The organism is Hyphomonas sp. FCG-A18 (genome assembly GCF_045287255.1).
GTDB lineage: Bacteria > Pseudomonadota > Alphaproteobacteria > Caulobacterales > Hyphomonadaceae > Henriciella.
Map to the genome: position 1 here is coordinate 324,783 of NZ_CP137142.1, position 13,311 is coordinate 338,093.

Annotated in this window: 13 protein-coding genes; 6 read left to right on the forward strand and 7 right to left on the reverse strand. The window is 52.1% G+C overall.

What is annotated here, in order from left to right:
- Nucleotides 1-45: 45 nt before the first annotated feature.
- Complete coding sequence (locus RYZ27_RS01570) at nucleotides 46-942, forward strand: tyrosine recombinase XerC (protein ID WP_406680605.1); 897 nt, start codon at nucleotides 46-48, stop codon at nucleotides 940-942.
- Nucleotides 943-950: 8 nt separating this feature from the next.
- Here the strand turns inward: RYZ27_RS01570 and RYZ27_RS01575 are convergent, their stop codons facing one another.
- Nucleotides 951-1,949 carry a glycosyltransferase family 2 protein gene (locus RYZ27_RS01575; RefSeq protein WP_406680606.1) on the reverse strand — a complete coding sequence of 333 codons (999 nt, stop codon included), beginning with the start codon at nucleotides 1,947-1,949 and terminating at the stop codon, nucleotides 951-953.
- 194 nt (nucleotides 1,950-2,143) lie between these two features.
- On the opposite strand from RYZ27_RS01575, the gene RYZ27_RS01580 reads away from it, so the two are divergent.
- Nucleotides 2,144-2,839, forward strand: coding sequence for a hypothetical protein (locus tag RYZ27_RS01580; protein ID WP_406680607.1), 696 nt, complete (start codon nucleotides 2,144-2,146; stop codon nucleotides 2,837-2,839).
- Nucleotides 2,840-2,885: 46 nt separating this feature from the next.
- Here the strand turns inward: RYZ27_RS01580 and rfbA are convergent, their stop codons facing one another.
- On the reverse strand, nucleotides 2,886-3,761 hold the full coding sequence (gene rfbA, locus RYZ27_RS01585) for a glucose-1-phosphate thymidylyltransferase RfbA (RefSeq protein WP_406680608.1): 876 nt from the start codon (nucleotides 3,759-3,761) through the stop codon (nucleotides 2,886-2,888).
- Between the two features lie 313 nt (nucleotides 3,762-4,074).
- Here rfbA and RYZ27_RS01590 point away from each other — a divergent pair, with 313 nt between their 5' ends.
- Nucleotides 4,075-6,468, forward strand: a complete 2,394-nt coding sequence (locus RYZ27_RS01590; protein ID WP_406680609.1) for a glycosyltransferase domain-containing protein — start codon at nucleotides 4,075-4,077, stop codon at nucleotides 6,466-6,468.
- Between the two features lie 13 nt (nucleotides 6,469-6,481).
- Nucleotides 6,482-7,366 carry a glycosyltransferase family 2 protein gene (locus RYZ27_RS01595; protein WP_406680610.1) on the forward strand — a complete coding sequence of 295 codons (885 nt, stop codon included), beginning with the start codon at nucleotides 6,482-6,484 and terminating at the stop codon, nucleotides 7,364-7,366.
- Nucleotides 7,367-7,375: 9 nt separating this feature from the next.
- Here the strand turns inward: RYZ27_RS01595 and RYZ27_RS01600 are convergent, their stop codons facing one another.
- From RYZ27_RS01600 to RYZ27_RS01620, 5 genes are read right to left on the reverse strand one after another with little or no spacing between them, the layout of a single operon-like run.
- Nucleotides 7,376-7,867: a hypothetical protein gene (locus RYZ27_RS01600; protein ID WP_406680611.1), complete on the reverse strand. Its 492-nt coding sequence runs from the start codon at nucleotides 7,865-7,867 to the stop codon at nucleotides 7,376-7,378.
- The gene (locus RYZ27_RS01605; protein WP_406680612.1) at nucleotides 7,864-8,451 is read right to left on the reverse strand and encodes a hypothetical protein; all 588 of its coding nucleotides are present in this window, start codon (nucleotides 8,449-8,451) and stop codon (nucleotides 7,864-7,866) included. The genes RYZ27_RS01600 and RYZ27_RS01605 overlap by 4 nt, the downstream gene beginning before the upstream one ends.
- Nucleotides 8,448-9,551 carry a hypothetical protein gene (locus RYZ27_RS01610; RefSeq protein ID WP_406680613.1) on the reverse strand — a complete coding sequence of 368 codons (1,104 nt, stop codon included), beginning with the start codon at nucleotides 9,549-9,551 and terminating at the stop codon, nucleotides 8,448-8,450. Before RYZ27_RS01610 ends, RYZ27_RS01605 begins: the two co-directional genes overlap by 4 nt.
- A complete protein-coding gene (locus RYZ27_RS01615; protein WP_406680614.1) occupies nucleotides 9,502-10,548 on the reverse strand; it encodes a hypothetical protein in 1,047 nt (348 codons plus the stop codon). Before RYZ27_RS01615 ends, RYZ27_RS01610 begins: the two co-directional genes overlap by 50 nt.
- Before the next feature lie 11 nt (nucleotides 10,549-10,559).
- Nucleotides 10,560-11,483 (reverse strand): glycosyltransferase, encoded by a 924-nt coding sequence (locus RYZ27_RS01620; RefSeq protein ID WP_406680615.1) that lies wholly within the window; start codon nucleotides 11,481-11,483, stop codon nucleotides 10,560-10,562.
- A 259-nt stretch (nucleotides 11,484-11,742) separates the two neighbouring features.
- Between RYZ27_RS01620 and RYZ27_RS01625 the strand changes: the two genes are divergently transcribed.
- Both RYZ27_RS01625 and RYZ27_RS01630 read left to right on the forward strand, forming a co-directional pair.
- On the forward strand, nucleotides 11,743-12,519 hold the full coding sequence (locus RYZ27_RS01625) for an ABC transporter permease (protein ID WP_406680616.1): 777 nt from the start codon (nucleotides 11,743-11,745) through the stop codon (nucleotides 12,517-12,519).
- Nucleotides 12,520-12,529: 10 nt separating this feature from the next.
- A complete protein-coding gene (locus tag RYZ27_RS01630; protein WP_406680617.1) occupies nucleotides 12,530-13,282 on the forward strand; it encodes an ABC transporter ATP-binding protein in 753 nt (250 codons plus the stop codon).
- Nucleotides 13,283-13,311: the final 29 nt, after the last annotated feature.

A 13,311-nucleotide genomic window follows, 5' to 3' on the forward strand; every position in this document is an offset into this window, starting at 1 on the left:
CCTCGAAACCACTCTTTAAACATCCACGCGCAAACTCTCTGCATTATGGAACTGATTTCGGGCTTCCTTGATTATCTTGAGCGTGAGAAACGGCTCGCCCGCAATACGCTTGATGCCTATCGCGCGGATTTGAGTGCTTTCTTCGGCTTCCTGAGCACGCATACGGGGCAATCGCCCAGTGTACGCGGGTTTGCTGGATTGCAGGCGCGGGACATTCGCGCCTTTCTGGCGCAGCGGCGACGGGAAGGGCTCACCGATACATCTATCGCTCGATTGCTATCGGCGATTAAGAGTTTTTATCGCTGGCTTGACCGGGTACATGGGGTCGAGAATGCCGAGATTGCTTATCTAAGTGGGCCCAAGCGCCCGCGACGTTTGCCCCGTCCAGTTTCAGAAGTGGCGGCAAGAGACATTCTGGATCAGGCCGAAATCCTGCAGGAAGAGCCTTGGCTCGCCGCGCGCGATGTCGCTGCGCTCAGCCTGATGTATGGGGCTGGCCTGCGTATCGGAGAAGTTCTGGACCTGCCAGGAACAGCGGCTCCGGCTCCTGAGCGTCTTCGTATTACGGGGAAGGGCAACAAGGTCCGGATCGTTCCACTCATCCCTGCTGTGCGCGAAGCTGTTGATGAGTATGCAGCGCTCTGCCCGTACCGTTTAGCGTCTGATACGCCCCTCTTCTATGGCAAACGAGGCAAACGCTTGCAGGCTCCGGTTCTTCGCGGACAAGTACAAATGTTGCGCGGGGCCTTGGGGCTTCCTGAAACGGCCACACCACATGCGTTACGGCATAGTTTTGCAACGCATTTATTAGCAAATGGTGCTGATTTAAGAGCGATCCAGACCCTTCTGGGCCATGCCAGCCTGTCAACGACGCAAGTTTATACTGGGATTGATTCAGAGCATTTGCGAAAGGTTCATGCTCAGGCCCACCCAAGAGGGTGACCTAATCGCTATAATGACCGCAAGTGTAGCCCTCGGCGAGATAACCGAACCGGGTTCCAGGCCATAGAGCGCATCAGGTTCCATGTTCCACGGCGGTCTGGCTTAACTTTGTAGAGGCCTTGCCGACGCAATCTGAAACCATCCTTGAGGCCATCGCGCATCCCATCTCGCATGGCTTCGACATGGCCCTCGGTGCGGTTGCGCAGATAGATATACACCATGAGGAGGATATGCACGGGCAAGGTCACGACCAGCATCGAGAGTGGCATATTTTTCAAGTACGCAAATGTCCGATTCCGGAAGCCATGGTACATTGTGAAATAGCTGGACCGCCCAGTCGTCGCGCTGCCTTTATGCTGAACAATTGCACGGGGCAGGAAAATACATTTCTGATTGCTAAGCTGCAGGCGCATACCGATATCAACATCTTCGCAATAGCAGAAGAAGCGCTCATCAAATCCCCCAATCGATAGAAACAGGTCGCGTTTATAAACTGCGCTTGCCCCACATGGGCTAAAGCAAAGGCTGTCTTCTGTCGGCAAGACTGAGGTGGGATGTTCGTAGCCACCGCGCCATGGAATGCCGAAAGCGAAATACGCATCCCCGGCACCATCAAGCAGGCCAGGCTCATCCATCTTGTGCTGATTGCTGGCAAACACCTGACAGGTTGGATGGCGCCCGATTGCAGCCTTGATTTCCTCTAGCCAGGTCTCGGCAGCGATGGCGTCAGGGTTCAGCAAAACAAGCCAATCCCCCTTTGCCGACTGCGCGGCAATATTGTTGCCTTTGGCAAAGCCATGATTGTCTTGCTCGGCAATAAGACGGGCATCCGGAAGCGCTTCCAAACCAAGGTTATCTAGAGAACTATCATCGCTATGATTATCCAGGATGATCAGCTCAAAGTCTCTAAGCGTTTGATTTTTTAGAGAATTTACGGCGTTTCGCAAGTGCTGCCCACTATTATAGTTCACGATCAGAACTGAAAATAACGGTGAGGTACGATACATAGCCAATCCCACTCTACGCAAACACGATTGATAAGTGCACATTTGATTCACAGCCTCAACCAGTTTGATCATTAACACCAAGACAGTGAGAACATGGAAATAAGGGATATACAGACCGGGGCGCTTTCGCTTAGTGCTCAGGTCTGATCGGCCAAAACGGACCAGAATGGTCTCTTGTATCGTAAGGGCGAATTGTGAACTCACCTCTTCTCATTCTTGGTATGCATCGGTCTGGTACAAGTTGTCTGGCAGGGTGTCTTGAGGCGGGTGGCTTGTCCCTTGGGGCGGTCAATACCGCTGCGCCGCATAATAAGAAGGGCAATAGAGAGCTTGAGGATGTCCGGGCGCTGCATGACCGTATCTTGAGCTTTCATGGCTATAGCTGGGATTGCCCTCCGCCATCCGGGCTGGAATGGCGGCCCATCGATATTCAGGCTCTAAAGGACAAAACAGAAGCCTTAGCCAAACAGAAATCCTGGGGATTTAAGGATCCACGGACGTTGTTTTGCATGCAGGGTTGGGAGACCGTTTTTAAACCTCGCTACGTTGCAACCTTCCGGCATCCCTTATCCGTCATGGCGAGCTTGATGGGGCGCGCTAAAGCCTGGAATGAAACTATGGCGGCTTCTCATGCTCGTGACTTGTGGATTGCCTATAATCGACAACTGCTCGACTTCACGGCGGGTAAGGAAACTAAATTTGTGAAGTATGGCGGGGATGAGGCCATCTATCTCGCACGTATTGCTGAGCTAGCGACACATTTCGGCCTGGATGCCGAGAAAGCCGTTGGCTTTTATTCCAGCCAACTAACCAATGAAACGCCAGATACCGAACGTGTTCCGGATGGCTGTGAGGCGATCTGGGACGAGTTAAACGCCAGAGTAAAATAGCTTTAAGGCGAAGTGCGTTTTGATGCGCATATCCAGTGGTTTGAGCCTAGCTGCTCGTGCTGCTGTCCAGCAAGCTTTCCAGGTACGGTTTATAGCCATTCTTGTAGTTATTCGCGAGGCGCAGCAGATCATCATCAGAGATGAAACCTTGCCGCCATGCGATTTCTTCGAGGCAAGCGACTTTGTAGCGCTGCTGGCGCTCAACCGCGCGAACGTAATTCGAGACTTGTAGCAAACTGTCAAAGGTGCCCGCATCCCACCATGTAGTTCCACGCGATAGCTGTACAACGTCCAGGTCTCCGCGGGCCAAATATTTCGCATTCACGCAAGTAATCTCAAGCTCGCCGCGGGCCGAAGGTTTTACCGTTTTGGCGATATCAACCACATCCTGATCGTAAAAATACAATCCGGTCACAGCCCAGTTGCTTTTGGGGTGAACTGGTTTCTCCTCGATCGAAATGGCGCGGCCATCTTCGCCAACTTCGACAATACCGAATTGATGGGGGTCTTGAACTTCATATGCAAAAACAGAAGCCCCTGCCTTCGCTTCGGCTGCAGATCGCACAACGCCTGAAAATCCAGCGCCGTGAAAGATGTTATCCCCAAGGGCCAGGGCGCTAGGGCCACCAGCAAGGAAGCTCTCGCCGATCAGGAAAGCTTCAGCAAGCCCATTTGGGGCCGACTGAGTGGCATAAGAGAAGGACATGCCCAGATGCGAGCCATCGCCGAGCAAGGCCTCAAACTGTTCACGCGATTGCGGCGTCGTAATGATCAGCAGCTCTCTAATTCCGGCGAGCATAAGCGTCGAAATCGGATAATGGATCATCGGCTTGTCATAGACCGGCAATAGCTGTTTCGAAATGCTGTTCGTCAGAGGGGCGAGACGCGATCCAGCGCCGCCAGCTAGGATAATGCCCTTCATTTCTCTGCCCCCTTACAGATAAAGCCGCATTCTTCAGTGCAGCCGGCATTAAAACTGTCGCAGAAAATAGGCGATTGAGCATGTTGGGCGCGCTTCTTGCAGGCTGGCTCAATCATTACAAATATAATCATGACAGGTAGACTTAACTCAAACTCGCTAGCGCCCTAGCACTCTCATAGATAAGGTGAAAGTCACTTTACTGTAACTTGTAAGTTGCTAAGGAAGCCCATTGCCGGGTTGGCGTGTTGAGTAATTGCCTGCATTGGTGTTGGCCGACAGCGAGGATGCTATCGGATAGAATTTGGAGATGGCCATGCCGGACGCTTCGCAACTTGATGTTTTGCTGATCTGCGGCTCTCACCGTTCTGGCACTTCGGCCTTAACGCGCACCTTTAATCTGCTTGGCTATGGTGCTCCTCGCACATTGATCAAAAGCAATAAGTCGAACCGAAGCGGACATTGGGAATCAGAACCGCTCGCGCGACTGAATGATAGCCTCCTTCAAAAGGGCGGTTTGACCTGGGATGCATGGGGTAAGGGGCATCTTGATCGTTTGCGGGTTCAGGACCGGCGGGATTTTATCGAAGACTTGCATAGTCTGCTCGCTAGTGAGTTCCCGCCTGGGCAACCTTGGGTGGTGAAATGCCCGCGGATTTGCCGACTTCTGCCTTACTATCTAGAGGCGTTCGAACAGAAAGAAGCATCGCTCAAGATTGTGATTCCGGTTCGTAATCCGCTTGAAGTCATGAAGTCCCTGGAGGTTCGCAATGGCATGAGTCAGGCAGCTGCGGGTCTCTTATGGTTGCGCTACATGCTTGAGACTGTTGAGGCGTCGGCGAATGTGCCGCGCACCTTCATGGCCTATGAGGACTTCCTTGACGATCCCGTTCTTTTGATGGGTAAAATTGTTGATCAACTTGATCTTGATCCACCTTTCCCGATTGATGGAGTGGCTGATCAGATTGCCGCTTTTGCCGACACGGGGCTGCGCCATCATCAGCGCACTCCAATCGAAGTCGCTCATGACCCTGTTACTGAGGTCTGGATTAGTGATGCCTATGCAGCGTTATTGCTGCTCTGTAAGGAGCCAACGACGAAAGAGGCTCTGGAGCGTTTGGCGCAAATAAAAGCTAAACTGGACGCCGCAGACCCTATTCTTGGAACCATTGCCGGTGCATTGGAGGCAGAAGCTGATGAGCACCGTGTAGAATTTGAGAGACGCCTCAAATTGGTTCAGGACAGTTTGACAGAGGCCCATTCACAGGTTGAGATCCAAACTAAACAGCTGAGCGATTATTCTACTAAGCTGGACCTTGCAGAGACCGAAGCTGCTGCCGCACGTTCAGAGACGCTTGATCTTAGCAAGCTGCGCGAAGCAGATGCCGAAGAGCTGAAAAAAATACGACAAGAGCTCGCTGAGCTTCGCAAGACGCCTAAGCTCTCCGCAGAAGCGACAAAGGCGATGAAAGAGGCAAAAGACTTACAGGACCGTCTGAAGGCGACTGAGAAAGAGTTGCGTCAGCAGAGCCGTCAATTCTGGCGCCTCAAAGACGAACTGTCATGGTCCAAGGGCATGATCCGACAGTATGAAGCTTCTACATCCTGGCGTGTGACGCGACCGCTGCGGACGATTATGCGATCCATTCGTGGGCTTCGTACTCCAAACACGCAGAGCGAACTTCCTCCACCTGCCAAAGACTTAAAGTCTGACCATGCTGTAGAGGCTACGAAAAAGACCGCGAAATCCGGGACTTATAATAAAAGCGATATTGCGACTCTCGTGGCCTCTAAGGCGTTTGATAAGACTTACTATCTGTCCCATTACCCAGAAAGCCAATTGCATCCGGAAGGACCGGAGGCGCATTACTTGGAATCAGGGTGGCGGAAAGGCTTTAAGCCTAACCCGACCTTTGACACCAAAGCCTATTTGGCAGCTCATCCCGATTTGAAAACGGTCGATACATGTCCTTTGCTGCACTTTATCAAGACCGAAGAGAGCGCAGTTAAAGCCAACGCCAAAAAAGCCCTGAATGGATCAGGACGAGCGCCAAGAATTGCTGTCTTTACAGCGATTGTTGACGGCTATGATGACCTTAAAGAACCTGAAATTATCTCCGAACACGCTGACTATTTTGTGTTCACCAATAGCAAGGTTTCAAAGAACAGCGTCTGGAAGCCGATGCCGTTGGAGTATGTTTCACATGATCCAACGCGAACCGCGCGCTTTGTAAAAACCCATCCGCATCTTTATTTCGCTGATTATGATTGGGCGATCTGGGTCGATGCAAATCTGTTGCTGGTTGAAAAACCTGAAGCATTGCTTCCTGACCCTGGTTCCAAGAGTAAAGTTCTGACCTGGCATCACCCCTTGCGAAACTGTGTTTATCAGGAAGGGGATGAGTGTATCAAACGCGGCAAGGATGATGCCGATATCATCTCTCAGCACATGGAACGCTTGCGCGCGCGCGATTACCCTGTTGAGGCTGGGATGTTTGAGACCAGCGTCATGGTTTCCAGAATGGGCGATCGCGACGTTGAAGGCATGTTCAAACAGTGGTGGGCCGATATTGCGCGTTGGAGTCGCCGGGACCAGCTTAGCCTTCCTGTTGTCCTGAACGGGCTTGATTTGGATGTGGGTTATCTCGCCCGGGCCGGGATATGTATGCGAACCGACCCGCGTTTCGTCTATTTTGGTCATAATAAGTAGGGGCCAGATCCCAATGAGTACTGAAACCGTCACACCTGACTGGCCACTGGTTGATGTGGTCGTTTGCGTCCATAATTCACTGGAAGATGTTCAGCGCTGCATAAGCTCAGTGATTGAAAGTGACTATCCTGCCGATCGCTTAAATCTGATCATTGTCGATGATGGGTCGGGCGAGAAAACCGCAAGCTATTTGCGCGACTGGGTCAAAGGCAAGGATAATGTGCAACTGATCCGGCGCGAGCAGGCTGGCGGATATACGATTGCAGCCAATACAGGCCTCAAGCAGGCCACGGGCGAAATCGCCGCCATGCTCAATTCTGATACGATTGTGCCCAAGCGCTGGTTGCAGAAAATAACCAGAATCTTTGCCGACAAGCCTGACGTTGGTCTTGTCGGGCCGCTCTCAAATGCGGCGAGCTGGCAATCTGTTCCTGAACTGTCAGCCAAAGGCGGTGGCTGGGCGATTAATCCTCTGAAGGAAGGCTTCTCCGTCACGGATATGGATGAGATGATTGCACCGCTTGCTGAGGATGTTGGTGTCCTACCAAGAGTGCCTTTGCTGAATGGCTTCTGTTTCGTGATCCGCCGCGCGATATGTGAAGATATCGGCTATTTCGATGAAGAAGGCTTCCCGCGCGGCTATGGTGAGGAAGATGATTTCTGCATCCGCGCCACCGATGCGGGCTATGGTTTGGTGCTCGCCATCAACACGTATGTCTTTCACGCAAAATCAAAAAGCTACGGCACTAAGACCCGAAATGAGTTAAGTCAGCAGGGACAGATCGTCCTGCGTCAGAAACACTCTAAAGAGCGTCTTGATCGCGCGGTAAAAACGATGCGGCTAAATCCATACCTGGCGCAAATCCGCGATGCCGTTGGCAAAGCGATGACCGCTTAGATTGCAGTTTTATCTATCTAATTCTTCCGGGGGTTTTGGTCCGCTGACCGTAAGCGTGGTTGTGACGCCATCGCGTTCCGCGCTTAAGTGATTCATGGATACTTCCAGAACTTGCCAGCCCCCTTCGAACTGATCGCCAACCGTGGCATTGACCAATTTGCCATCGGCGCGCCTGACCTGGGCTGTGTAAATACCATCAATACGAGCTACGGACAGAATTTGTGGGAAGGGCGGTCCTTCCGCTTCTGCAATTGCGGTTTCTTTCTCAATCAAGGCCTCGTCCACAAATGGGGTACGTGGCTCAGGGAACATGCTTGCCGTGATAAGCGCCTGTCGAAAGCGTGAGGCTGACTGGCTGTAGTCTATAGGTGTCTTAGGCGTATCCCAGCGATCTGATCGGCTTGCAGCTTCTCCAGCTGCATCTGGCGTGCTGGTCAGAAAGCCGAATGCAGCCCCCCCGACGAGACAGGCAATAATGGCAAAGAGAACAGGCTTGCTCATGAAGCACCATCCTCGTTCGAGATAATAGGAATGAAAGGCAAGTAGCCGCCAAATGTAATCCGGCTAACCTGACCGTCCCGCATCGGGATCGACATTTCGGTGATCATGTAAGCACGATCAGATGTCGATAAGGCAACCAGCGTTGCAATAAACGCATGGCTGTCGCCAACCGCGCGAACTTCAAAGCGTAGCAAGTCGCGGTTATCGATCCGGATCGGATCGCTCGACACCTGTAGGTTCACGCTTTGCAGACCCGACTCGTTCAGAATCGCATTGAGCGCAGCTTGTGCCTCAGCAGAGGCAATCCCTGGGGTCGGGCCGCTCCAGACGCGCTTATCCCAAGCGCCCCGAGCTGTTGAGGCTTGCTGTGCTCGGTCCTGCCATTTGTCCAGACCATCCGTTTCAGACACAACTGTCTTTTCATCGAGCAAACGATTATAGTTCGCCTCTGCCTCATTACGCAGATCACTGATTTCAAAATAAATAAATGCCGCAATGAGTGCGGCAACAGCGACCAAGCCCCAGGCCAGGCGCGGCGTCATCTGTTCTTCCAACAGAGCAGAAAACCGTTGCAAACTGCTCATGGGGCCACTCCCGCAGTTTCGCTCGTTGATAGATCGCTCTGGGTTTGAACCTGACCGATAATCTGGCGCGAGTTAGGGTCGTAGCGCACGCCATTCCAGCTTGCGCTTTGTTCCAGCGTTGAAACCAGAGACACAACATTTTGTCCGATGCCACCGCGCACTGTGGTCCTCAGCTCGCCATCAATGTACTCGACACGCTCCAGACTGGCCTGATCTTCTGCAAGGACATCTGACAAATCCATAAGAGCGAAGACGATTGAAGCTGGATCACCCAGTTCAGATAGATTCGCCGCATACTGCGCATCAGCCAAGGCGCGACGTCTTAGTTGAAGCCAGGGCTCTGAGGCGGCTCGCAGCTCGATGAGCTCTGTGTCCAATGCGTTTATCTTCGATTGCAGATTCAGATAACCTGCCCCCTGACAACTAACTGGTGCAGCCGCGACAAGTAGACAAGTCGCAGCCACTTGTAGAGGTGAAAGAGAGCTCAGGCGTGAGCGCCAATCCGGGGTGACCCAGAATAGGCCTTTGTCCCAAACAGGATCGCTGGTTTCTGGTCGCTCTATTGATAAAGGATAGCCATTCTCATCTACAGGCCATGTGCTTGAGCGCGCACCGGCAAGGAAACGTTCCCATTCCTGCGTGTCTGGTTCTAATGCCCACCATCGTGACGCGATACACTCATCATCTAGCCATATCTCGCCATCGAAGCCTTGCAGAGCCCTGACGATACGGGCCCCGTTTTTCATCGGCTTACGGGCAAGCGGCTCAGGAATAACCCGCGTTGAGGGGGAGCCGGTTAAAGCGCGTACAGTCTCTTTGTCCCAGCTCCAGATCGATGCTTCTTTCGGACCTGAAGTTTTTTCATTGATATCAACAATGAATGTTGGATCCTTATAGCGCGTCTCATACTTTGCCTGTGCCAGAGCGACAGCACGGCCTTTGCTGCCACTTAAAGGCACTCTTCGGCGTGAATAGGTAAAAGAGCCGTGCGGAAGAATATGCAGAGACCCACCAAAGCGAATACCGCTTAGGACAGGCTTGAAATGACCCTCATTCGTCGGGGCGAGTAGGCGCGGAAGGACGAAGTTGAAGATAGACATAGTTTTGCTCTGGGAACTCTGCGTCTGCGTTTACGGCGTACTCTGCAATTCGCCTACGGGAAAAGGCCCGATCAGCATTGCCTGACGTTCTCTCAATTTCAACCACTCTGCGCAACCCAAAAGGCACACCCTGCCGATAGGCTGTAAATGTAAACTGTGCTCGAACGCTTGGAAAACGACTATCCACAAGTTGCGTGCCAACAAGGTCATCAGCTGCCGTAGCTGATCCTGGGCGTACTAAACGACTGGCAAGGGCCTGTGGCATGCCTTTAGTGCGCGGGAAAACAGCTGTGGGAAATAGGGTTAGCGTTGTGAGTTCATCCGGATCTACGGTTAAAGCATCGAAGCCCATCACATTCTGTAATTCCTGATAGCTTCGCAAAGGCGAGTTCGTAGGCGGAGACCGGCGCGCAAGCCGATACTCAGCGCGCTCAGCCCCTTGGTATCGCCGATTTGTATTTGCATCCCGGTAATCCAAAAGCTTTGCAATCAAGGATTGTCTGTTTTGTGCGCCTTCGATCAGGGGCCCTAACCATTGTGTCAGAACACTGGCATCGGCTGCATTGAGTGAAAGCAAGCCATCCGCATCTTGGTATTTGATTGTGACATCGATTGAACCGCTCTTGATTGCGCGCATACCCCCGACTGCGTTCCAGATGTCATTCTCACTCAACCCATCTATTGGAACGGGCTCACCCATGAGAAGGCTGCCTTCGTCAATAGACTGTCCTGACAAATCCAGGCCTGGTTCGACCATCGGGCTTGTTAGGAAGACATGCGTTGCAACCGTTTCCGCTGTATTCAAAGCCGCTGCGAGTTCAGTACGCTGAGAGACTGTGCTGAGGTTATCCTGCGCGCGCTTTAGTGCATTTGCGCCAACCACACTGAGAATTGAGACAATTGCAATAACCGCCAAGACATAAGGTAATACAAAGCCAGATTGCTCGTTGAGCACGACGGGGGTTCTGGCTTGATAAGCTGGCTTCATATTTTTCATGCTGAAAGTGATCACTCTAATAGAGCGCTGATCGCCTTTTGCGAAAGCTTGGCCCATTCTCCGCGTTGCGCCCCATACAGCACGGGCCGACGACGAGGTGTTTTGAACCGCTCTCCACGGATCGCCTCATACTTTTCTTGATAACGTTCAAAAGTCGTACGGCCATCGGCTTCGACTTCTCTGACATTGCGAGATGTCGTTACACCGCCATGGAATTGATGGAATGTCCCCTCGCCAAGCAGGAGAACATAGGGAACGGTTTCAACATCGACAGCGCGTTTGAAGAAATCAAGGTTCACTAAGCCGCCACCCGGCGTGTCGAAGGCTTCCTCATATCCGCCAAGCTTTTCGTAAAAGCCGCGCGTCAGCAAAGGGGCATTAGATTCTGACATCTGGCCAAACCATGCTGCTTTTGCTGATCCACCCATCGCCGCGATTTCGAACAAGCGGTAACCCTGCTTGGGCCAGTTTATCGATGCCAGTAAGGCATCCTCTTTTTCCTGATTGTATCCGGACAGAACCGAAATCTGTTGTCTTTCCGAACCAAGATGGAAACCTGTAGTCGCCACAAAAGCGCCGTCATGGTTCTTCAAGGCCTTGCGCCCGTATCGCAACAGACCCGGGGAGGCCATGCGCGCGCCGTCAATGACAGGGCAAATGATCTGGCCCCGCGCCATTTTCGCCCCGAGGTTTAAGGCTCTGGCTGGCGAAGGGGGCGGATTGGGAACTTCGATATAACGCACATTTATTGGCCATGCATTGCGAATCTCAAGCGGAACAGGGTCTGTTGCACTGTTATTCATGACTAGGATTTCAATTTCATCCTGACGTATGCCTTGCTGATAAGGTGCATTGAAAGACTCGACAGTCCGCACAATTTCACGCGCCATTTTATAGCAAACGATGACCACGGATATGCTGGGATCACTGGCCATTTGGGTCTCCGGACGCTACTGGGGCAAGCCTGTATTCTGCTAGTAACTTACGGGTTAAAACAGGTAAAGACACAGGCTTCTCGTGCTACAGATCAAGCGCATCTGGCAAATTGCTTTCCTGCCAGCTTTCCTCTAACCATCCCGCTTCGGTAGATGAAACCGAGTGTTTATGGTTTCTGAAGGTGTCTGATCATGGCCAGCGTATTTGAAGACGTCTTGAGCCTGCAGGCTGTTTCAGAATAGGGGGCCGTAAGAAAAGATGTTTTCCGACATTATTGCCTCGATTAGGAACCATCAGTACTGGACCTATTCGGTCTGGCTGAAATTTGGTCTGACTTATCGCAAGACCTCGCTTGGGCCATTCTGGCTCGTGGTCAGCCCAGCGGTTTTTATCGGGTTCTTGGGGTATCTGTTTTCCTACGTGAACAAGAAGCCTATTGAGGTATTTATCCCGCATCTTTCGGTTGGGTATATAACCTGGGTTTTCATTTCTGGCATTTTGAATGCGGCGCCGACACTGTTCGTCAGGCGCAGGTCTGAACTGCTACAGGGGCAGATGCGGCTTACCGACATTGTGTTTTCAGATATCTTCCAGGGTTTGCTGACCTATCTGCATCAAATGCTCGTTGTGGTTGCCGTGTTTGTCTGGTTCAGCATTTCACTGACACCTGCGGCTATTTTGAGCCTAATCGGGCTAGGGCTGATTATCCTGAACGCAGTCTGGGTCTATCTGGTTTTGGGAACCTTAGGGGCGCGCTATCGTGATCTGGTTGAAATGCTGACAGCGATTGTGCGGTTAGGGTTCTTTATCACCCCGATCATCTGGATTCCTGAGAATGGGCAGGGCGGTGTGCTTGGTGCCTTCCTCATTCTAAATCCATTTTATCACTTCCTGGAACTTGTGCGCGCACCATTGCTCGGTCAGCCAATTGCCATGATCAACTGGATCGTTGTCATTTCCATCACGCTATTTGGTTTTCTGTTCGCGGAAATCCTGTACCGACGCGTCAGTCGTTTCGTTCCGCTTTGGGTCTAGTGAGGGCATCATGAGTGAGAACCTTATCGACGCCAAGAACCTCTCCCTGAGTGTCCCTTACTATCAACCCGAAGCACGCAAACTGATGACGATGCCGAGACGGCTGCTATCGGATGTTTATTTCCGGCGCGCCCGTCGTTCTGGGCGAACCATTCTGAAGAACCTGACCTTCAGTCTCGCGCCGGGTGAGCGGATTGGCATCATTGGCTCAAATGGGGCTGGAAAAAGCTCGCTGCTAAGGGTGCTGGGCGGGGTTTACCCTGTAACGGATGGCGAGTTGACTGTGCGCGGTGAAGCAAGAGGCCTGTTCAATATCCAGCTCGGTATGAATCTGGAAGGGACCGGAATCGAGAATATTTACCTGCGCGGTTTGCAAATGGGGCTTAATCTCACAGAGATTCGCGAGCGGGTTGAAAGTGTGGTGGAGTTTTCTGGTCTTGGCGATGATATCAATGCGCCGATCGGGATTTACTCAACTGGTATGATGCTGCGTTTGGCCTTCGCGGTTTCGACGATGATTGAGCCGGATATTCTTTTGCTGGATGAGTGGATTGGATCTGGTGACGTGTCCTTCCGTGACAAGACAGAAGAGCGTATGAATTCCCTCGTCGACAAAAGCCGCGGTCTGGTCCTTGCGACTCATAATGCCATGCTCATGAAACGCTTATGCTCGCGTGGCATTGTGCTGGATAATGGAAGCGCTGTTTTTGATGGAGAGATAGAAGCTGCGCTGGAATTCTATACGCGCATGATCAACTCTTAATGGCAGCTTCCTGCATATTAGTCATGTCT

Coding starts and splice junctions, on each gene's coding strand:
- RYZ27_RS01570 (WP_406680605.1), top strand. CDS start 46: ATGGAACTGATTTCGGGCTTCCTTGATTATCTTGAGCGTGAGAAACGG.
- RYZ27_RS01575 (WP_406680606.1), bottom strand. CDS start 1,949: ATGTATCGTACCTCACCGTTATTTTCAGTTCTGATCGTGAACTATAAT.
- rfbA (WP_406680608.1), bottom strand. CDS start 3,761: ATGAAGGGCATTATCCTAGCTGGCGGCGCTGGATCGCGTCTCGCCCCT.
- RYZ27_RS01590 (WP_406680609.1), top strand. CDS start 4,075: ATGCCGGACGCTTCGCAACTTGATGTTTTGCTGATCTGCGGCTCTCAC.
- RYZ27_RS01595 (WP_406680610.1), top strand. CDS start 6,482: ATGAGTACTGAAACCGTCACACCTGACTGGCCACTGGTTGATGTGGTC.
- RYZ27_RS01600 (WP_406680611.1), bottom strand. CDS start 7,867: ATGAGCAAGCCTGTTCTCTTTGCCATTATTGCCTGTCTCGTCGGGGGG.
- RYZ27_RS01605 (WP_406680612.1), bottom strand. CDS start 8,451: ATGAGCAGTTTGCAACGGTTTTCTGCTCTGTTGGAAGAACAGATGACG.
- RYZ27_RS01610 (WP_406680613.1), bottom strand. CDS start 9,551: ATGTCTATCTTCAACTTCGTCCTTCCGCGCCTACTCGCCCCGACGAAT.
- RYZ27_RS01615 (WP_406680614.1), bottom strand. CDS start 10,548: ATGAAAAATATGAAGCCAGCTTATCAAGCCAGAACCCCCGTCGTGCTC.
- RYZ27_RS01620 (WP_406680615.1), bottom strand. CDS start 11,483: ATGGCCAGTGATCCCAGCATATCCGTGGTCATCGTTTGCTATAAAATG.
- RYZ27_RS01625 (WP_406680616.1), top strand. CDS start 11,743: ATGTTTTCCGACATTATTGCCTCGATTAGGAACCATCAGTACTGGACC.
- RYZ27_RS01630 (WP_406680617.1), top strand. CDS start 12,530: ATGAGTGAGAACCTTATCGACGCCAAGAACCTCTCCCTGAGTGTCCCT.